17 protein-coding genes are annotated in these 22,305 nt (G+C 28.1%); 4 read left to right on the top strand and 13 right to left on the bottom strand.

The window, feature by feature from the left end; genetic code table 11:
* Positions 1–57: 57 nt before the first annotated feature.
* The 13 genes from EG57_RS0206785 to pepF all read right to left on the bottom strand — a co-directional run bounded on the left by EG57_RS0206785 (position 58) and on the right by pepF (position 16,580).
* The gene (locus EG57_RS0206785; RefSeq protein WP_242859819.1) at positions 58–957 is read right to left on the bottom strand and encodes a hypothetical protein; all 900 of its coding nucleotides are present in this window, start codon (positions 955–957) and stop codon (positions 58–60) included.
* Entirely contained in the window at positions 944–2,170 is a 1,227-nt protein-coding gene (locus EG57_RS0206780; RefSeq protein ID WP_032076485.1) for an AAA family ATPase, read from the bottom strand. The genes EG57_RS0206785 and EG57_RS0206780 overlap by 14 nt, the downstream gene beginning before the upstream one ends.
* A gap of 2 nt (positions 2,171–2,172) precedes the next feature.
* Positions 2,173–3,201, bottom strand: coding sequence for a DUF262 domain-containing protein (locus EG57_RS0206775; protein WP_032076484.1), 1,029 nt, complete (start codon positions 3,199–3,201; stop codon positions 2,173–2,175).
* A gap of 72 nt (positions 3,202–3,273) precedes the next feature.
* Entirely contained in the window at positions 3,274–3,825 is a 552-nt protein-coding gene (locus EG57_RS0206770) for an NUDIX hydrolase (RefSeq protein WP_032076483.1), read from the bottom strand.
* A gap of 98 nt (positions 3,826–3,923) precedes the next feature.
* Positions 3,924–5,000 (bottom strand): tRNA 2-thiouridine(34) synthase MnmA, encoded by a 1,077-nt coding sequence (mnmA, locus tag EG57_RS0206765; RefSeq protein WP_032076482.1) that lies wholly within the window; start codon positions 4,998–5,000, stop codon positions 3,924–3,926.
* Positions 5,001–5,241: 241 nt separating this feature from the next.
* Positions 5,242–6,402 carry a cysteine desulfurase NifS gene (gene nifS / locus EG57_RS0206760; RefSeq protein ID WP_032076481.1) on the bottom strand — a complete coding sequence of 387 codons (1,161 nt, stop codon included), beginning with the start codon at positions 6,400–6,402 and terminating at the stop codon, positions 5,242–5,244.
* A gap of 231 nt (positions 6,403–6,633) precedes the next feature.
* Positions 6,634–7,920, bottom strand: a complete 1,287-nt coding sequence (locus tag EG57_RS0206755; RefSeq protein ID WP_029160071.1) for an APC family permease — start codon at positions 7,918–7,920, stop codon at positions 6,634–6,636.
* A gap of 1 nt (position 7,921) precedes the next feature.
* Positions 7,922–8,653, bottom strand: coding sequence for a gamma-glutamyl-gamma-aminobutyrate hydrolase family protein (locus EG57_RS0206750; RefSeq protein WP_032076480.1), 732 nt, complete (start codon positions 8,651–8,653; stop codon positions 7,922–7,924).
* A gap of 157 nt (positions 8,654–8,810) precedes the next feature.
* Complete coding sequence (locus EG57_RS0206745; protein WP_032076479.1) at positions 8,811–10,091, bottom strand: APC family permease; 1,281 nt, start codon at positions 10,089–10,091, stop codon at positions 8,811–8,813.
* Between the two features lie 306 nt (positions 10,092–10,397).
* On the bottom strand, positions 10,398–12,422 hold the full coding sequence (locus EG57_RS0206740; protein ID WP_032076478.1) for a sigma-54 interaction domain-containing protein: 2,025 nt from the start codon (positions 12,420–12,422) through the stop codon (positions 10,398–10,400).
* Positions 12,423–12,441: 19 nt separating this feature from the next.
* Positions 12,442–13,542 (bottom strand): dipeptide epimerase, encoded by a 1,101-nt coding sequence (locus EG57_RS0206735; protein WP_032076477.1) that lies wholly within the window; start codon positions 13,540–13,542, stop codon positions 12,442–12,444.
* Between the two features lie 20 nt (positions 13,543–13,562).
* Positions 13,563–14,342 (bottom strand): serine hydrolase, encoded by a 780-nt coding sequence (locus EG57_RS0206730; RefSeq protein WP_032076476.1) that lies wholly within the window; start codon positions 14,340–14,342, stop codon positions 13,563–13,565.
* A 450-nt stretch (positions 14,343–14,792) separates the two neighbouring features.
* The gene (gene pepF / locus EG57_RS0206725; RefSeq protein WP_032076475.1) at positions 14,793–16,580 is read right to left on the bottom strand and encodes an oligoendopeptidase F; all 1,788 of its coding nucleotides are present in this window, start codon (positions 16,578–16,580) and stop codon (positions 14,793–14,795) included.
* Between the two features lie 243 nt (positions 16,581–16,823).
* Between pepF and EG57_RS0206720 the strand changes: the two genes are divergently transcribed.
* From EG57_RS0206720 to EG57_RS0206705, 4 genes are all read left to right on the top strand, one after another.
* The gene (locus EG57_RS0206720) at positions 16,824–17,516 is read left to right on the top strand and encodes a YczE/YyaS/YitT family protein (protein WP_029160077.1); all 693 of its coding nucleotides are present in this window, start codon (positions 16,824–16,826) and stop codon (positions 17,514–17,516) included.
* A 109-nt stretch (positions 17,517–17,625) separates the two neighbouring features.
* Positions 17,626–19,362: a DUF4153 domain-containing protein gene (locus tag EG57_RS0206715; RefSeq protein ID WP_032076474.1), complete on the top strand. Its 1,737-nt coding sequence runs from the start codon at positions 17,626–17,628 to the stop codon at positions 19,360–19,362.
* A gap of 200 nt (positions 19,363–19,562) precedes the next feature.
* Positions 19,563–21,404, top strand: a complete 1,842-nt coding sequence (gene asnB, locus EG57_RS0206710; RefSeq protein WP_032076473.1) for an asparagine synthase (glutamine-hydrolyzing) — start codon at positions 19,563–19,565, stop codon at positions 21,402–21,404.
* A 259-nt stretch (positions 21,405–21,663) separates the two neighbouring features.
* The gene (locus tag EG57_RS0206705; RefSeq protein ID WP_032076472.1) at positions 21,664–22,305 is read left to right on the top strand and encodes a TVP38/TMEM64 family protein; all 642 of its coding nucleotides are present in this window, start codon (positions 21,664–21,666) and stop codon (positions 22,303–22,305) included.

Below are 22,305 nucleotides of genomic sequence, written 5' to 3'. Positions count from 1 at the left end.
CTATATTTCATGACAAATAATCCATAGACAAATAAAACTATACTATGGAGATTACTATTAATCTGCTACTTGTAGATGTTCCCCACTATGTCCAATATAAATACAGTCATCCTCTTTATTATAAATAAAGTATATTCTGTTATCTCCAAGTTTTATATGATAACTCATTTTTACTTTTTTCCCATTAATAGTGACTTCTCTTTTTTTTCCATATTTATTCATAGTTGAATCTGATTCATGTGAAAATTCTATTCCATTCGTCTGTTTTTTAAACTCTTCTTCTATACTATCCTCGAAAAATCCTTGTAATTTCCCTTTCAAAAATGGATATACTAATTTCTCCAGCACCTTGAAAATATTTAATAATTTCGTAAAACCGTATTGCTTATATATGTCTTCTCGTGAATTTGCTGTCTTATATGCTTTATCTGTAAATTTTATATGTGGAAATTCCAATTCAGCTTTTTTAAAAACTTCATTTATATTTTTAGGGGCAGGATTAAAAATCAAATATTCTTCCAGTTTGCTCTTTCCGATAATGTTTTTTACTATTTCAGTTTTTTTATTAATATTAACCTTATACTCTGAGTTTATTATTTCATATTCATTTGCTGATGATAGCACTATATTGTTATCATATTTATGGCATAAACTTATTAACTCAATAAAATAGTAATTATCAATGAATGGATCAACTTTATCACATTCTATTGTATTAACTCCATAAGTTTCTATAGGATCTAAGTATTTTAAAAATACTAATAATGTACTAATAGATTTATCCCCATTGAAATTTTTATAATCTAAATCAAGATTATCCTTAATACATAGCTTATAATTTTTAACTTTTAATAAATCATAAAATTGCTTTATCTCTTTTAAATTTTCTGCTACATTTTCTTTATCTATAATTAAATTGTTTTCATTAAGATAAAAATCCATATTATAATAATCCAAAGTTATCCTCTATGGTTACTTTATCTACAAAGTCATCTGGCCATAGATCTAAACTTCCTGTATCCTCTATTTCTATTTTTTGTATGCTACATTTTAAACTATGATTTTCAAAGAAATAAAGCGATGTTTTATCTTTCAATGTATTATCATTTTTAACAGATAATCTTATCCTATTAACAATTTCTAAACTTTGAGTTTCAATCAATATATTAACTCCAAATTTAACAGCATAATAAAATAATTCAACTAAATTAGTCTTCCATTTTGGATGGAGATGAACTTCTGGATTTTCAATTATAACCAGATCTCCTCTTTTAGCAGTTAAAATAGTTATTAAAATAGGTAGTATTTGAGTATTTCCAAATCCTATTTGTAAAAGATCAAACTCTATATTATTTTCTAAAGCAACAATTTTTCGTTTATTTTCCTCTATTTTCAATTTAAACTTTGAATTTAATATTTTATTCGTCCAAATATAAAATGCATCTAACAATCTTGTTTCATTATCAAAAATTATATTTTCTTTAAAGTTATCCAGAATATCAGCTGTATTCCCATTATTTCTTAATGCAGGTATATATTTTATTGAATTTTCATTTATATTTCCTAAATGTGCATTTATAGTTAATAATTCCTTAAACCCTTGTTGCAAGAATTTTGGTATAAAATTTGGATATAACCCTTTAACCAAAATTCCTTTTTCAAGCAAAATTCTTTTTTCTTCTTTATCATTTAAAATAATTTCATTTAAATCATAAGTTATTGGATTACTATTATTCGTATTTATAACAAATTCATAATTTTTTACAAGCTCACTGCTGTTTTTAAAATAAATATCTATTCTTTTCAATATTGATGTATCTGCCATATCAACAAAATTTAATTTATAGTTATATACAGAATCAAATTCTAGTTCAACATTACAAAACTTTAGATTTTCTATTTTAAGGGATAATTTATACTTTATGCTTTCTCTTCTGCTTACTTCTTTATTTAAAGTTTTCTTAAAATCACCTAGTTCTGGTATTTGTTCAAATGGTAATTTTGTATAGCTAAATGAATTTCTGTTTATTTTCGAAAGAAGCCTTAAACTTTGAGTTAATGATGATTTTCCTGAATTATTAGTTCCAGTTAAAATTGTTAATCCATTTAAGTTAAATATGTATCCTGATTTATGAATTTTAAAGTTGCTAATTGAATATTTACTAATCATTATTATTCCCCCAAAATCTTTTCCATACAATTATCCCATATTTCAAATCTCTCATATGCTTTAGTTTTCGTAGTAGTTGATGCACCCACAATGGAGTCTTTAAAAGATTCATTATCCATTAAAAGCTTCTCCAATTTATCCTTTATACATTTTTTATTTTTTTCTATGCAAGCAGAATCATATTTAGAAAATGATACCATAAGTATTTCAAATAGTGCCACATTGAGCTTGCCTTTTTTATTTTTGTTCTTTATTACAAATGCATCCTTTCCAAAAACATTATATATACTGTTTGCTGTATTTAAAAACGTACTTTTAAATTCACTTTCTCTATATCTATAGTCCTCATAATTATCCAAAGTCTCATTGAGAAATTTTTTCAAATTTCCTCCATAGGATTTAATTCCTCTGTAATAAAAAGACATAAATCTCAATACTAATTCTTGATCCTGCATTGAATTTATATTTACTTTCTTATCTTTTATTAATTTTCTATAATCACTTTCCTTAACTAGCTGTTTTATAAATGGTATACCTTTATTTCTATAAATACAATTTCGCAGTTCTTGAGAATTTAATCTCACTGCACCAGTATTAATTCTTTCAAAAATTTCAAACTTTATATCTGGATTATTATCCTTTTTTACCACAAAAATTACAAGTTGAAAATCCTCAAATTTTCTTTGAATGCTTGGTTCTAAATCTTTAAATAATTTATTTTCCTTAAATAGCACTGTATTTTGTAATTTAAATCTATTATTAACAAATTCTACTATAGTCCTTATTCGCTGTTGACCGTCTATTATCTCATATTTATAATCGTCATCCTCTGACAAGTAAATTGCCTGAATAGGAATATCTAAAATTATAGATTCTATCAGTTTAGATTTTTTATCTGGCAACCATTTAAAATTTCTTTGAAATTCAGCTTCTAATTGAATATCTCCTCTTTCAACCTTTCTAACTGTTTCAAAAATTGAAAATGTCAATTGTGCTATATTTATATTTTGAGGTTTCAAATTTTCATTCATTTTATAATTATAACCTCCATTCCAAACATTTAAACCTGACAATATTATATCACAATGGAAGTTTAATATGTGTTATTGCAATTTTGATATTAACTTCTTATATAGTTTCTGCATATGAGGTTCACTGCTGTGCATAATCACTTCTTCTATAGGAATCCATTTAACAGCACTATTTTCATCTTCTTTAACAATAAGTTTTTCATTTTCATCACCTTCTAATAAATAAGCAATTGATAAATGTAAATGAGGAGATACATATTGTTCTCTTTTTATATGTCCTAATACTGTTAAAATATCTATAGAAAATATATCTGAAGACAATATTTTAAGTTTTTTCACTCCAGTTTCTTCTTTTACTTCTCTAATTGCAACAGATAAAAAATCATCTTCTCCATCTGTATGACCACCTGTCCATGACCATGAATCATATATATTATGATATACCATTAAAACTTTATCCTTATTTTTATTAATCACAAAAGCTGAACTGGTCAAATGAGCAATTTCACTTTTTCTGGTTAATACATCATCAAATTTATTAATACATTTTAATATTATTTCTTTATCCTTTTCTTCTTGTTCATTGTAAGGAACATATTTTTTTATAGACTCAATCCAATTCATATTTTTATCTTTTCCTCCTTAAAATATAATGGATTAGAGCTTATCAAACTTACCCTAATCCATTGCAGTATTTATAAAAAATAATTAACTAGTATATTTTATAATATTTCATCAATAACTCCGCCACCTACTAATAAATCATCATTATAGAATACAACAGATTGACCTTTAGTTATAGCACGTTGTTTATTTTCAAATTCAACTTTTACTCTACCATTATCCAAAGCAGTTATCCATGCTCTTGAAGGTTTTGCCGAATATCTAACTTTAGCTTGAACTTCCATTGTACCTTGAAGGCTGTCAAAAGGTACAAAGTTCATATCTTTAGCAATCAATTCTGTCTTAAATATATCCTTTTCGCTGCCTAATACTACTTCATTTCTTAAAGGATTTATATCCGTTACGTACATTGGTACACCAAAAGCTATTCCAAGTCCCTTTCTTTGTCCTATTGTATAGTAAACTATTCCTTTATGTCTTCCTAACACATTTCCTTCCTTATCTACAAAGTTTCCTGCTTTGACCTTACTTGGAACTTGCTTTTTTATGTATCCACCATGATCATTATCTGGAATAAAGCAAATTTCTTCACTATCTTTTTTGTTATGAACTAATAACCCTATTTCTTTTGCTATTTCTCTTATTTTTTCCTTCTTATAAACACCACAAGGCATAAGAGTATGCTCTAATTGAAATTGAGTCAGATTATATAAAGCATAAGTTTGATCCTTTTTATCATCATCGGATTTTCTTAAAATATATCTATTATCATGTTTTTCTACTACAGCATAGTGACCTGTAGCTACATAATCAGCACCTAATTCCATAGCTTTCTTTAACAATGCATCAAACTTTATAAATTTATTACAAGCTACGCATGGATTAGGAGTTCTTCCCTGCATATATTCATCAATAAAATAATCTATAACATTCTTTTTAAATATATCTTTAAAATTCATAACATAAAAAGGTATGTCTAACCTGTATGCTACTCTTCTAGCATCTTCTACAGCACTTAAAGAACAACACCCTCCTTCTACTGCTTCATATTCTTCATCTTCCTGCCACACCTGCATGGTTACTCCTATAACATCATAACCCTGCTGTTTTAAAAGATATGCTGCAACAGAACTATCTACTCCTCCACTCATACCAATTACAACTTTTTTATTCATATTTATCACCTTTTTCTAATATAATTACATTGCTAAAAACTGCTAAATTTAAATATTATGTGCCTATTATAAAATATAGTAACGTAATTCAGTTAAAAGTTGATTCAGTTACTTGTTTACATTGTATTTTATTATATAAAAATTTAAACAGCTGCCTAAAAATATAAATTATAAAAATAATATAATTTACTTACAATACTACATTTTATACTATAATTTATATAATTCCAAGCAATTTTTTCTACTTCCATTTTTTCTTATTATCTCTAATTTTATTTACTGCTTCCTCTATTATTTTTACTGTGTAGTCCACATCTTCTTCTGTAGTTTTGTACCCTAATGTAAGTCTCAAGGAACCTTTAGCTAAATCCTCTTTTAATCCTATAGCCATTAGCACATGTGATGGCTCCAAAGCACCTGCAGAGCAAGCACTTCCACTAGAAGCACATATGCCTTCACTATCCAGCAGCATAAGTAGAGTATCTCCATCCACAGATTCAAAGCTGATATTCACATTTCCTGGCAACCTATTTTCTCCTTCTGCTCCATTTAATTTAGTTCCAGGTATATTTAAGAGCCCTTTTATCATTTTGTCTCTCAAATAAGTTAGTCTTTTTCTTTCCTCATTCATATTTTGCTCTGCTAATTCTATAGCTTTCCCCATGCCAGCAATTGCCATAACATTTTCTGTACCAGCTCTTTTTGCTCTTTCTTGTGCTCCACCATGAATTAAATTATCTACCTTTATACCTTTTCTCATATAAAGTGCACCTATTCCCTTTGGTCCGTAAAATTTATGTGAAGCCATAGAAAGTAAGTCTATATTCATACTTTTAACATCTATAGGCACACTACCAACTGCTTGAACTGCATCTGTATGAAAAATAATTTTTTTATTTCTACATATACTTCCTATTTGTTCTATAGATTGTATACTTCCTATTTCGTTATTAGCAAACATTATAGAAACTAGTATAGTTTTATTTGTAATAGCTTTTTTAACATCTTCTACATTTACTATTCCAAATTCATTTACAGGCAGATAAGTAACTTCAAAGCCTAGTTTTTCTAGATATTTGCAACTATGTAATATTGCATGATGTTCAATGGCTGTAGTTATTATATGGTTCCCTCTATCTTTATTTGCCAAAGCTGTACCTTTTAAAGCCCAATTGTCAGCTTCAGAACCACCTGCAGTAAAATATACTTCATCTGCATTGGCATTTATAGTCTGTGCTATTCTCATTCTGCTTTCATCTATAGCCATTTTAGTCTTTCTAGATATTTTATATATAGATGAAGGATTACCAAAATAATCTGTTAAATAAGGCTTCATCTCTTCAATAACTTCTTCTTTCATATAAGTTGTAGCTGCATGATCCATGTAAACTTCTCTAGACATAAATTTATCGTCTCCCTAAACTTTTATTTAATCTAGTAACACTTTCCAAAAATAATTCAGAGTAAATTACTATGATATTATTATTTTATTTTTAAAATTATCTTTTGTCAATATGAAACCTATTAAGTCTATTTATAATCTATATTTATAATAAATACTACATATAAAAAATAATGCGAAGTTTTGCTTCGCATTATTTTTACAAGTTCAAAATAAATAACTTTTAATAACTTATGAATCTTGCACTTTTTTATTACTATTTTTCATTATAAAATATAATGGAATTCCTATTATTAAAGCTCCAAGTCCCCACATAATTTGAACTTGAGTTGCTTGAGTTAAAAGCCATAAGCTTACTATTACTGAAAGTATAGGAAGCACTGGTCCAAATGGAATCTTGAAGGTACTTTCCATTCCCTTTCTTCTTCTAAATACTAGAACAGAAAGACAGGTTGGAATATACTGAGCAAATCTTGATATAACACTTATGGAAGCAAGCTGTGTAAAGCTTCCTGAAAGCACCATAGGTATTGCAAGTACTACAGTTATTATAATTGCAATGTAAGGAGTACCTGCTTTATTTTTCTTTGCAACAGCAGCTGGAAGTAATCCATCTTCTGCTAAAGCCACTCCAGATCTTGGAGTTATAAACGAAGCTGCTATATTAATACCGCCTATAGATACTAAGGTTCCTGCTGTTACTAACATTCCACCAAATCCACCTAAGAATACATTAGCTGAATCAGCTACTGGCGTGCCACTGGAAGCTAACTTAGCTCCTAAAGTACCTATAGCTACAGTTTGAGTCAATATGTATATAAGTGAAACTAATACCATAGTTATAGTAATTGCTATTGGAAGATTCTTTTGAGGATTTTCCATATCTTCAGCTGCAACTGCTATGGATTCAAAGCCTGTAAAAGCATAAAATATAAGTATAGCTGCCGAACCTAAAGTTCCACTTGTTACTTTTTCAGGAAACATTGGAATGAAATTTCCACCCTTTATAAAGAATATACCCACTGCTACAAAGAAAATAAGTGGAACAAGTTTTCCAATGGTTATTATATTGTTCATATATTTTGCAGCATTTACACCTAATATATTTATAAATCCTAAAACTACAAGAATTAAAATTGCTATAATATTTTTTGTAGATGGCTGGGCTGCTGCTGGCCAAACTTTAGCTAAAGCTGTAGGAAAACCAACTGCCATAGTAGCCCAAGCAATAATTCCTACTGCCCATTTCATTATACCTACTTCAAATCCTATAAAATTACCGAAAGCTTCCTTTGCATAAACATAAGGTCCACCATTTTTGTTAAATATACCAGAAACTTCAGCAAAACATAAAGCCATGGACATTACTAAAATCATATCAAAAACGTATACCCATATACTACCAGGTCCCATAAGTTTCATAGCTTTTCCTGGAAGTAAAAATATACCTGAACCTATAACTGCATTAATTCCTAATAAAACTATACTCCATAATCCTAACTTTTTCTTGTCTCCCATATTAGTTCTCCTTACTTGATAATTGTACTAATTTTTTAAATAAATTAAGCATAACTTCATTGTCTTTTCTAGCCATCATTTCTGGATGCCATTGAATACCTATAACAAAGCCTTCTTCTTTTTCTATTGCCTCTATAACTCCATCTTTTGCTATAGCTGCTATTTTAAAGCCCGGTGCTAAGTCCTTTACTGCTTGATGATGAAAGCTGTTTGTTGTTACTTTTTCTCCTAAAATATCATATAACTTTGTTCCTTTTATAACTTCCACACTATGTCCAGCTACTTCTGGTCTAGATTCTTGTACATGTTTAATGTAGCAGCCTTCTATTTGAGATAAATCTTGATACATAGTTCCGCCTAAAGCTGCATTTAAAATTTGTAATCCTCTGCAAATACCTAATATAGGTTTATTCAGTTCCATAGCTGCTTTAATAACCATAAGATCATATTCATCACGTTCGGGACATAAAAATCCCTGTTTTTGTGCAGGTTCTTCTCCATAAATTAATGGATTAACATCATATCCTCCAGATATTATTATAGAATCCACAGCTTCTATTTGTACTTTTACTTCTTCATAATCTGAAATTAGTGGCAATATTACAGGTGATCCACCTACTTTTGCAACTGATTGTACATAATCATTATTTACATAAGCTCTCTCATATCCTGGAAACATTCCTCCTTGATCAATCAATAAATTCCCTACTATTCCTATAAGTGGTTTTTTCATAATGTCATACCTCCAAACTTATTATGTTATACTCTTTAGCAATTTTCATACCACAAAGAAACACAATCAAGTTTTTATTTTATTACAGTTTTTCAAAAATAAAAAAATCCCCACTTAAATCAAAGTGAGAATTTTTTACTTAACTCAAAACTAATAATTATTTATCTGTACTTTTATCACTATTTTTCATTATAAAATATAATGGAACTCCTATTACCATTGCTCCAAGCCCCCATGTAACCTGAACTTTAGTTGCTTGAGTCAAAAGCCAACAGCTAACACCTACAGATAATATAGGAATAACTGGTCCAAAAGGTACTTTAAAAGTAGATTTCATTCCTTTTTTTCTAAAAATTATAACAGCAAGACAAGTTGGTATGTATTGTGTAAATCTTGAAATCGCACTTATTGCTGCAAGTTGTGTAAAACTTCCTGATAAAGCAATAGGAATAGTTAAAACTGCAGTTACTATACTTGCTATATAAGGAGTACCTGCTTTACTTTTTTTTGCTATAATTCTAGGTAAAAGTCCATCTTCAGCTAAAGCCACAGCTGATCTTGGAAGTATAAAAGATTCTGCTATATTTATGCCTCCTATAGATACCAAAGTACCAACTGTAACTAAAATCCCTCCAAAACCTCCTAGAAATGTAGCTGCTGATTCTGCTACTGGAGTACTGCTTGCTGCAAGTTTTACACCTAATGTTCCTATAGATACTGCTTGAATTAGTATATATATTATTGATACCAAGAACATAGTTATCATTATTGCTATAGGTAAATTTTTTTTAGGATTTTCCATATCTTCAGCCGCTACAGCTATAGCTTCAAAACCAGTAAAAGCAAAAAATATTAATATTGCTGTAGCCCCAAAACCTGATGGAGTTACTTTAGTTGGAAACATAGGTACAAAGTTTCCACCTTTTATAAAGAAAATACCAACTGCTATAAATAATACTAGAGGCACAAGCTTTGCTATAGTCATTATATTATTTAAATTTTTTGCAAAATCCACTCCTAAAATATTTATAATTGATAAAATTAAAATTATACCTATTTGTATTGAATTTTTAATTAAAGGATTGGATGCTGCTGGCCAAATATTAGATAGCGCGGTAGTAAAACCTACTGCAAATGTAGCCCAAGCTATAATACCTACTACTAATTTCATAATTCCTACTTCAAAACCAACAAATTCACCAAAAGCTTCTTTTGCATAAATATAAGGTCCACCATTTTTATTGAATAAACCTGCAACTTCTGCAAAACACAATGCCATGGCCATAACCAAAGCCATGTCAAAAAAGTATACCCAAATACTTCCCGGCCCCATAAGCTTCATTGCTTTTCCTGGAAGTAAAAATATACCTGTACCTATTACACCATTGATGCCAAGAAGTATTATACTCCATAAACCTAATTTTTTACCATTTCCCATTTTTAGTCCCCCCTTATTTGTTATACTATATTTTCTAGCAATTTTTATGCCTAAAAAAGCATAATCAAACTCATATTTTACAATAAATCAAAGAAGATATTTTTTTAAAACAAAAACTTTAATTTAAATCATTATATATTCAAGCGTAAATTTTGATTCAAAGCAAAATTTTCTTAATTATCAATCTAAATATATTTTAGTATTTTTATTTTTTAAATTTTTTTATTTTCAAAAATGAAATGTATTTATTATAAAAAAAAAGAAAGTAAAACTTAATTTTACTTCTTTTTTAGGTTAAACAGGATATTAATCATTCCTGTTTTTTACCCATTCAATAAACTTTTTTCCCTTTACAGTAATCTCACTACCTTTTCTCCCTACACTAGAAGTTACTAAATTTAATCTATTTAGTATGGTTAATATTCTCCTTACTTCTGCTTCTGTAACTGATATGTATCTTTCCTTTAAGATAACTTCAATATTTTTTCTTCCAACTCCCTCATTTAAATAATTTTTTTCTTCTATTATTTTGATAATTTCAACAGTATTATTTAAACTGCATTTATTGTTTATGATCTGGAATTCTTTTTCAAAATCCATGCTTTTATTTAAAATATAAAAAGGTAAATTGTCCAAATTCACTGTACCATCACTCATAAGTTCTATATATGCTGATACATTTTGAAGTTCTCTAACATTACCAGGCCACCTATAATTCAATAGAATATTTTTTACTTCATCAGAAATTTTAAGTTCTTTTCTTATTATAAAATCTTTCATTGTACTTATAATATCATCTTTTCTTTCTCTAAGAGGAGGTATATTTATTGGAAGCACATTAAGCCTATAAAACAAGTCTTCTCTAAATTTTCCCTGTTGTACCATTTCCATAAGCTTTCTATTAGTAGCAGATATCACTCTAACATTTATATCTATAACACTTTGAGATCCTATTCTCATTACTTGTCTTTCTTGAAGAACTCTGAGAATTCTAGCCTGAAGTGGCAATGGCATATCTCCAATTTCATCTAAAAAAATAGTACCATTATTAGCTTGTTCAAATAAGCCTATTTTTCCTTCTTTTAACGCTCCTGTAAAAGACCCACCTTCATATCCAAAAAGCTCACTTTCCAAAAGATTCTCTGGAAGTGCTGCACAATTTATAGCTACAAAAGGTTGTTTAGCTCTAGGTGATGCATTATGTATTGATTGAGCTAATAATTCTTTTCCAGTACCACTTTCTCCTATAATTAGCGCTGTAAGATCTGAAGATGCAATTTTTCTAGCTAAACTAATACATTCCTTCATTCTAATAGAACAAGTTTTTATATAATCAAAATTATATTTAGCTATTAAACCTTTATTTCTAAGCTTTTTACTTAAATTTTGTTCCAATTGTTTAATATATGTAACTTCCTGTAAATTGAAACAAAACCCTATGTTTTCTGACAATGATTGTACTACTTGCTTATTAGCATTTATTTTTTTACCTCTATATTCTAAAATTTCATCTTTTAAACTCTCACATCTAAATGCATCTACAATATTTGTATCTAAAACTGAGTCTATTTTTTTACCTTTAACATCTTCATATATGTTAAAGATATTTTTAAAAGCATTGTTGCAAAATACAATAATTTCTTCATTATTTATAAGCAGTACTCCTTCTTTAGATATATTTAATACCATATCTAACTCTTGTCTTTTTACAAATAATTCCTTATAGTTTTCTTTTATTCCTGCATTTAAATTTATTAAATTGTCTGAATATTTTATGAGTCTTTCACTTACATTTTTATCTTCTACATTAAGCTTATTCATTATTTTTAAAAAAGTAGATATATCTATATGCCTATTTCCTACATTAATTATGGTATTTATATAATCTGGTACATATTTTTCTTCATCTGGAGTTACAGCTATCTTTATATCTTCATAATTTTTATCCTCTTCATAAGGAATAAGTTCTAAATCATTTACACCTATATGATGAAGTGAAGATGCCATTTCTAATGTAGTTTCTCTATCATCATTTACTACTAATACTTTTGTATTCTTTGGCAGAGTAAATATTTTATAAATTTCACTACCTTTTAACGTTCTTTCTATTACTATTATATTTTCTTTATTTAAAATATTTTTTTCGCATTGAAAACTCTTTTCTTTTGTCATAAACAAAACTATATCATCTTTTATAATATAGTCATCCTTAAAATCACTTATATAATAATTATTAATTTTTATAATATTTTTAAATATATCTTCCAAATTTTTTTTTATAAAACTTGCTACAGACGATTTGTTATTCGTTACAATTCCAATGCTTTTCATGAAATTTCTCCTTATAATTTTAAATACGATTATTTATCCACTTGATTCCATTGACATTCTTTATTCCAAGACCAAATTCATCATTCAATGTAATTTTTCTTTCATTAAATATGGCTCCACCATCCACAGGATCTTCACTACAAAGCACTGGTCCATCTAAATCTATTTTAGTTATAACACTTTTAGCAGCTGCCAAGTGAACTGCTGCAGTAACACTTACTTTAGATTCCAACATACATCCTATCATGCATTGAACTCCATAGATTTCTGCCATGGAACAAATTTTTAAAGCATTATATATTCCTCCTGTTTTCATAAGCTTTATGTTCACTAAATCTGCTGCTCTCATCTGCATTATTTTTAAAGCATCCTCTGGAGAAAATACACTTTCATCTGCCATTACAGGTATGGACACATTATCTGTAATAAATTTTAATCCTTCAATATCATGAGCTTTTACAGGCTGCTCTACAAATTCTATTTGAAGCCCTGAATCCTCCATTTTTCTTAAAGTATAAATAGCTTCTTTAGGCTTCCACCCTTGATTGGCATCTATTCTTATTCTAACATCATATCCCACTGTTTCTCTTATAGCCTTCATTCTTTTTATATCCATTGAAGAATCTACTCCAACTTTTATTTTTAAAGTATTATATCCTCTCTTTACTGCTTTTAAACTATCTTCAGCCATTTCTTCAGGACTATTTACACTTATGGTTATATCCGTTTCTATTTCTTTTCTGTATCCTCCAAGAAGCTTGTACAAAGGCGCATTATATCTTTGCCCATATAAATCATGTAAAGCTATATCCACTGCTGCTTTAGCACTAGTATTTTTTACCATACAATTATTCAAAGTGATCATAATATCTTCAAAATTTTCTATATCCTTGCCTATAAGTAGTTTCTTTATGTGATCTTCTATTGCTCCTATTATAGCTCCTGTTGTATCACCTGTTATTACTCCTGTAGGCGGTGCTTCTCCATATCCTATATTGTCACTATCTGTTACTATTTTTACTATTACATCTTCTACACTATTCACAGTTCTAAGTGCTGTCTTAAAAGGTGTTTTTAATGGAACTGATATCTTTCCTATTTGTATATCTTTAATTTTCATAATTGATTTCTCTCACTTTCTTAATCGTCATTTCGAAAATAATTATATATTTGCTTGGAAGTTTTACATATTAATTTTCTAGCATATCCATCACTTTGTGCTTCATAAGTAAACATTACAAAAATATAATCTCCCACTTTTTCACTATAGACTATACCCGCATCATGCTTTAAACAATTTAAATCTCCAGTTTTATGAGCAATTTTTAAATCATCTAACATGTCTATTCTCATCATAGAAAAATCAAGTTGATGACTCAAAATATCTATCATAAACTTATCCTCTTTTTCTCCTACTAAATTATGATTATATAGCTTTTCCAAGAATAAAAATACATCATAAGCAGAAGTATAATTATCTTTTCCACCTTTATCACCTTCAAAGTCCATCATCTTTCTGCCTAATATAGTATTTTTAAATCCTGTTTCCTTTATAAAATTGTTTATATTATCTATACCTAAAAAATCTATAAGTACATTAGCTGCAGTATTATCACTTTGAATTATCATAAGAGTAATTAAATCTTTAATGCTGTATTGTTCTACTGAATTTAGAAGAGATACTATACTAAAAGGAACTTTTTTATCATTATTTATTTTTATTATGTCATGCAAATCTAACTTTCTCATCTTATTCTCGTTAAAAGCTTCTGCCATTATAAAAAGTTTTATAATAGAGGCAGAAGGGACTACCTCATGAACATTCATATAACAAATTTCTTTGCTTTTTAAATTTTTTACTGCCAGACTATATTTAGATTCTGAGTTTTTTAAACTATTTTTCAATAATTCTTCTAACATAAAATCCCCCTTTATAAAATGACTGTCTCAAAAGCATACCTCACACATGCAATTTTGACTTAATATAAGCAAATTACTACACAACTTATAATTTTGAATTACTATAATTATCTATGACAATATAATTATATGTGTACACTTGAAGTTATTAGTTTGGATTTTAACTTTTAGGTAGTGATATATGGTAAGTGTGCCATCACATTAGCTAAATTGTTTTAGTATTATTCTTATCTCAAAGATTTGGAAAGCCTTAGAACTTTAGTCCTGTTTGAGGGAACCGAGTTTGACAAAGTTCTTAGTTTTTCCAAATCTTCGAGCTTTAGAATAATTAAAACATTTAGCCTTGATGACACACTTACCATATATCACGGACTAAAAGTTAAAATCCAAACTTCCACTGCACCTTTGCTTCGCAATATTTTAAACTGTGAAAGTCAAGTATGATATTTATTATACAGTTTCTAGCATATCAAGTAATTCATCAAATCTCTTTATAGTATCCCCTAAAGGCTTAGGTGTTGTCATATCCACTCCTGCTTTTCTAAGTACATTTATTGGATAATCACTAGATCCGCTCTTTAAAAATCCTTTATAAGCTTCTACAGCAGATTCTCCATTTTTCAGTATTGCATTAGCAAAAGAATTTGCTGCTGCATAACCTGTAGCATACTGATATACGTAAAAGTCAGAGTAAAAATGTGGAATTCTTGACCATTCCATATCTATTTCTTCATCCACAACCATATCAGGTCCAAAATATTTTTCATTTAAATTTCTCCAAATTTTACATAAATCTTCCCCTGTAAGAGGAGTTCCATTTTCTATGCTTTCATGGGTGTTTTTTTCGAACTCCGCAAACATAACCTGTCTAAATACAGTAGTCCTAATTTGCTCTAATTCCTGATTTATAAGATAAAGTTTTCTTCTTTCATCTTTTTCATTATCAATTAAATAATGCATTAATAGGCTTTCATTGGTAGTTGAAGCTACTTCCGCACAGAAAAGAGAATAATCTGAATATATATAAGGTTGATTTTTTCTTGAATAATAAGAGTGTATAGAATGACCCATTTCATGCGCTAAAGTAGAAACATCTGTAAGCTTATAATCATAATTTAGAAGCACATAAGGCATAGTATCATAATCTCCTGTAGAATAAGCCCCTCCTCTTTTACCTTTGTTTGGGTATATATCTACCCAACCATCCTTTATTCCTTCATCAAATATATCCAAGTATTCTTTTCCTAAAGGCTTTAATCCTTTCTTTACTATTTTAACTGCTTCATCGTATTCTATATGTTCCTGCACAGTATCTATCAAAGGAACATATAAATCGTACATATGCATTTCATCAAGTCCTAAAAGCTTCTTTTTAATACTTACATATCTATGCAGTGACTTTAAATTATTATTTATAGTATCAACAGTATTATTGTAAACTTCTATAGGAATATCATTAGGCTTTAGTGAGCATTCCATGGAATTTTTATATTTTCTAGTTTTTGATATAAACACAAAACTTTTTATATTTGAAGTAAGTGATGTAGCTAAAGTATTTTTATATTTCTTATAAGTATTAAATAAAGCTTTAAAAGCTTCTTCTCTAACCGTTCTATTTTTAGACCTTATAAAACTTGAATAATTTACATCAGTTAGTTCAACATTTTCACCTTTTTCATCTTTTATTTTTGGAAAAGTCATATCTGCATTAGACAGCATGCTGTAAACTTTCTCTGGAGCATTCAAACAATCTGATACAGAAGCTATAAGCTCTTCTTGTTCTACATTTAAAATATGAGGCTTTTTTTTCAAAATTTCTTCTAATAAAAACTTATACATATTTAGTTCTGGAATATCTCCTATAAATTTATCTATTGTTCCTTCTTTTAAACTCAATATTTCAGGAATGAAAAAAGCTTCCATGCTTTGTATTTCAGCACTATATGCATATATTTTATCTCTTAAAACTTGAAAAGTAGGATTAGCAGTATCCTCATCACTTTTCATATGGGCAAAAATAGCTAGTTTTCCTGCCAATCTTGAAATTTCTTCATCAAGCTTAAAATATTCTAGAAGCTTTTCACCTTTTGATAACCTACCAGCATATTCACTTAATTTTGGTGTCATAGATTTTAACTTTTCAAAATCCTTTTCCCAGCTTTCCACATTTTTATATATTTTCTCTACCTTCCATTTATCTTGTTGTGATATTTCATTTCTTTTTTTTATCTGTGCCATATAAAATTTTGCTCCTTTTCTATAATTTTTAGTACTTAGGAAACTTCATAATTAGTTTTACCATTTTTTACTTTAATTATAGCATTAACAAGCTTTTTACTCTATATTATTACCTTATTCACTTTATAATGGTTTACATCAACTTAAATATAAAAAAGAATAACTAACATGTACAATTTCTTAGAGTATAATAAAAATATTAGTAAACTTTAGTTAATATGATAAAAAGGAGTTTAATTTAAAATGGAGTTTAATTTGAAAGTTAAAAGTCATAATAAATGGATACAATTACTTTTAAAAATGCCTTCTTTATTTTTAGGATTTATACTTTTTTCTATAGCTACATTAGAAACAATATATTCCAATTTAGGAGTAGCACCTTGGGATGTGCTTCATATGGGAATTGTTTATAATACTCACCTTACTCTTGGTGAAATTTCTCAAATTGTTGGACTTATTATAATATTAATTTCATGCTTTCTAGGTATAGTTCCTGGCATAGGAAGTCTTTTTAATATGTACTTTATAGGTATATTTATTGATTTCATTGATAAATTAGGAATTATAAGGACTCCAAATAGTATGCTTCAAAGATTCCTTATGCTTTTATTTGCAATAATTCTTACAGGCTTTGGATCATTTTTCTACTTAAGAGTTGAGCTTGGAGCTGGTCCAAGAGACGGATTAATGGAAGGACTGGTAAAAAAATTAAACAAGCCAATTTGGGTAATAAGAGGATTTATTGAAATATCGGTGCTTATTATAGGATACTTTTTAGGTGGGCCTGTAGGTGTTGGAACACTAATTATGGCATTCCTAGTAGGATTTTCTGTAGACACTGCTTTTAAAATTGGAAAATATGACTCCAAGACTACCAATCATATGGATTTGATTAAAATGTATAAATTTTTTACTACTAATAAAAATTTAACTTAAATTTAATTTAGAATTAGGATAATATTTAAATATTATCCTAATTCTATTAATATCAGTTATAATATAAAATAATAGTTAATCAAAATTATTATAACAAGGAGATGATATTATGAAATTTATGGGATATGCAAAAAACATTTTAGCTGGTCTGTATTTAAGCCTTAAGAGGTTTCCTTTAACAATAATGTTCTCATTTTCTGTTTTCTTAACACTTATAGTAATATCTGAAACTACTCCAAAAGAAAATACTCTGGCTAGAGTTGCTATGGCATTGGCACTAGGAATCCCAATTTCACTTTGCATAAAACTTTCCTTTGAAAAAACAAATGAAAAAAGTATATTTAAGCTCGCTTTAGCCTACTTATGCGGGATTATATTGTTAATTGCTTATTATTTTTTATTTTTAAAAACTATGGATATGGTTCCTGTTACAAGATATATTGGTGTAAGCCTTGTACTATATTTAGCTTTTCTATTCATTCCCTATTTTTTTAAAAAAGAACAATTTGAAATGTATGTTATAACCATATTTACAGGATTTTTCATCACTATAATCTACTCAATTGTATTGTATTTGGGACTTTCTGCAATTCTATTTACAATAGATAAATTGCTTGGTATAAAAATCTTAGGAAAAATTTATTATTATACATGGTTATTTGTAGTCTTTATATTTTCATTATTATACTTTCTTTCAGGAATACCATTTAAACAAGAAGCAATATCCGTAAAATCTTATCCAAAACTTTTAAGAATATTGCTTTTATATATTGTAATGCCTCTTATAGCTGTATATACAATAATATTGTATATATACTTTGGTAAAATAATAATAACAAAACAATGGCCTGTTGGTTTAGTTTCACATTTGGTTTTATGGTATTCAGTTATCGTTACAATAGTTTTATTCTTTATTACCCCTATAAAAAATCACAGTTCCTGGCAAAACAACTTTTTTAAAATCTTTCCTAAAATAATTTTACCTCTTATTGTAATGATGTTTATATCCATAGCTATACGTCTGAATGCCTACGGTGTAACAGAAAGAAGATATTTTGTTCTTATATTAGGTATTTGGTTATTTTTTATAATGCTGTATTTATCATTTATTAAAAAAATTAGAAACATATTAATTCCTTTTACTCTTTCTATAGTAGCTTTAATTTCAGTATTTGGGCCTTTAAGTAGTTACTCTATTTCAAAAATCAGTCAAAACAATAGACTTGAAAAAATTCTTCTAAAAGATAATATGATCAAAAATGGAAAAATTCAAAGTTCCCCTGATATTTCTAAAAAAGATAAATCTGAAATTAGCAGCATACTTGAATATTTTAACAAAAATCATACCCTTGAAGAAGTTAAATATATTCCTAAAGGCTTTAAATTAAAAGATATGAATAATTTATTTGGATTTTCTTTTGTTTCTCAAAATTATAATTCTTACATGGAATACTTTAATTTCATAAGAAATCAATCAGAAAAAAATATTGATATAACTGGATATGATTATCTCTTTGATATGAGGACTCTCGAAAGTGGCAAAACTGCTTCTGTTTCTCCTTTAAGTGCCTCTTATAACCATGAAACCTCTGTTATAAATATAGTTTATAAAGGCAATGATATTTACACTAAAAATTTAAGCTCTTTCACAAAAAATCTCATTGATAAATATGGTATGATTTCAAAAGAAAATACATTATCATCTGATGAAATGACATTAACTGAAGAAAATGAAAAAGTTAAAGTTAAATTTATATTTTTAAATATATCTGGCAACAGAAATGATTCAAGCAATGAAACTAATTCCAAACAAATTAATTTTTATATGCTTGTTAAAATTAAATAAATTTTATAATATTTTATTTAATTTCAAATTTTTAAATCACTATCTTTTGTACATTTAAGTCTGTTAATGGTAGTCATTAACAGATTTTTTATTTTCTTTTTACCCTTTATATTGCATTGAACTTTGTAACACATAATATTGCAAATTCATAAATTATAATCATACAGTTTTATAATTTATTATTTTAGGAGGAAAATGAAATGTGCGGAATTGCAGGCTGGGTAAACTTTCAAAAAAATATTTCAAAAGAAACGGAAATTATTAAAAATATGACTCGTACATTAAAAAAAAGAGGACCAGATGATGAAGGCTATTATATATCAACAAATACCCTACTAGGTCACAGAAGACTTGTGGTGGTAGATCCTAGTGGCGGTTCTCAGCCAATGGCTAAAGTCATAAATGGTAATAAATATATAATCGTATATAATGGAGAACTTTACAATACTGAAGATCTTAGAAAAATTCTTTTAAGTGAGGGATATAAGTTTGATTCTTATTCTGATACAGAAGTATTATTAGTTTCTTATATTCATTGGGGTATGGATTGTGTAAAAAAGATAAATGGTATATTTGCATTCGCTATATTAGATGAAGCTAATGAAAGTATTTTCCTTGCAAGAGATCCTTTAGGTGTTAAACCTTTGTTTTATACTGTAAAAGATAATTCTCTAATATTTGGCTCTGAAATTAAAACTCTTCTTGCTCATCCAATGGTAGAACCTATATTAACTAGAGAAGGTTTAACAGAAGTCTTTGCACTAGGACCAGCTCGAGCCTTAGGCAGTGGAGTTTTTAAAGATATACAGGAAGTGCCACCAGCTTACTGTTTAATGTATGATAAATATGGTCTAAAACTTGAAGAATATTGGAAACTACAGTGTTCTGAGCATAAAGAAGATGAAGAAGCTACAGCTTACCATTTAAGAAGTCTTTTAGTGGATGCTATAACGCGTCAATTGACAGCTGATGTGCCTGTCTGCACTTTTCTCTCAGGTGGTTTAGACTCAAGTGCCATATCCGCCATAGCCTCAAAAGAATTTCAAAAGCAAGGTAATATATTAAACACTTACGCTATAGATTATGAAGATGATGACTTATATTTTGAAGCTAACGAATTTGAACCAACTTCTGATAAAGTATGGGCTCAAAGAACTTCAAAATATATAAAAAGTAATCATCACGTTGTAGTTAATAATAGTGAAGATCTAGCTTCAGCTTTAGTAGATTCAGTGAAAGCTTATGACTTACCTGGAATGGCCGACATTGATTCTTCTCTATATCTCTTCTGTAAAGAAATAAGAAAACATGCTACAGTAGCAGTATCTGGTGAGTGTGCAGATGAAATTTTTGGTGGATATCCTTGGTTCAGAAGATCTGAAGACATTAATGCCAATACTTTTCCTTGGTCCAAGTCTGTAGGTGCTAGAAAGGAAATATTATCTGAAGATTTAAAATCATTAGATTTAGAAGGCTATTTAGATAATCAATATAAAAGTTCTTTGAAGAAAGTTCCTTATTTAGATGGAGAATCAAAGCTAGATCGCCGTATGCGTGAATTATTCTATTTAAACATTAAATGGTTTATGATTACACTTTTAAACAGAAAAGATAGAATGAGTATGTCAAATAGTTTAGAGGTAAGGGTTCCATTTGCTGACTATAGATTAGTAGAATATGCATTCAATATACCATCTCATATAAAATTCTACAAAGATCGAGAAAAAGGTATTTTAAGAAAAGCCTTAAAGGGAATTTTACCAGATGATATAATCTATAGAAAAAAGAGTCCTTATCCAAAAACTCATAATCCTATGTATACTAAAATAGTTCAACAATGGATGTCTGATATATTAAAAGATAAATCTTCTCCAATTATTCCTTTAATAGACAAACAAGCAGTATCAACTTTAATAGAAACTGGTGGTGCCTCTTTCAAAGCTCCTTGGTTTGGACAGCTTATGAGAGGACCTCAGTTATTAGCTTATTTAATACAAATCAACACCTGGCTTAAAGAATATAGAATTAGGTTAGAACTTTAATTACTAAAATATTAAACTGTACCCTGCAAGATAGATATATAAAAACTGTACTATCCTACAGGGTAATTTTTTATTAACAATTAAAGAAAATTCTTTGTTATGCTCAAGCTATATTTTTGGGTAAAGCTAAATAACGTTTTGAAAATATAAAATATTGTCATTGTACTGTAACAAAACTGTAATAATTTTCTTTTATACTAAAGGAAGAATATTTAGTTAGAATGTTTTAATAAAAAAATAGAAATGAGAGGATCTTTATATGAAAAGAATAAGTAGATTTTTAATAATAGCTATTTGGATGGCTTTAATATATACAATATTTAAATTAAATTTATTGAGTGGAAATTTAGATAATTTAAATAAATTCTTTAGCAACTGTGGCAATTATAAAGCACTAATATTCATTGCTTTATCTTCATTAAGAATAGCAGCATTAATTCCTAGTGCAATATTTATGATTTTAGGAGGAATGATATTTACTCCTACCCAAGGTTTTGCTTTTACTCTTATTTCAGTTATACTAAGCGGAACTATTGTTTACATAGCTTCAAAAATTTTAGTTAGTTCGGGTATTCAGAATTATCTTGCAAACAAATATCCTAAATTTTACGGATTATTACTTAGAAACAATACCAAAATATTAGCTATAGGTATTTTATGTCCAATAGCTCCTTCAGATGCAGCTTGTTTCTTAGCTAGCTCCACAGGATTAAATTATAGAAAATTCATTTTAACAATAATAACTGCTAATATACCAATGATGATACTTTATAGCTTCCTTGGAGATAGTATTATATCATCAGCTAACAATACAATAATAATTTCAACTATTATAGTTTTAATAAGTATGTATTCTATTTACTTATGGAATAAAGAACAAAGAAATGAAAAATTAGTTTAA

Source organism: Clostridium drakei (assembly GCF_000633595.2).
GTDB classification, from domain to species: domain Bacteria; phylum Bacillota; class Clostridia; order Clostridiales; family Clostridiaceae; genus Clostridium_AM; species Clostridium_AM drakei.
The sequence above is the reverse complement of the archived record's forward strand: the minus strand, read 5'-3'. Positions and strand labels throughout refer to the sequence as shown.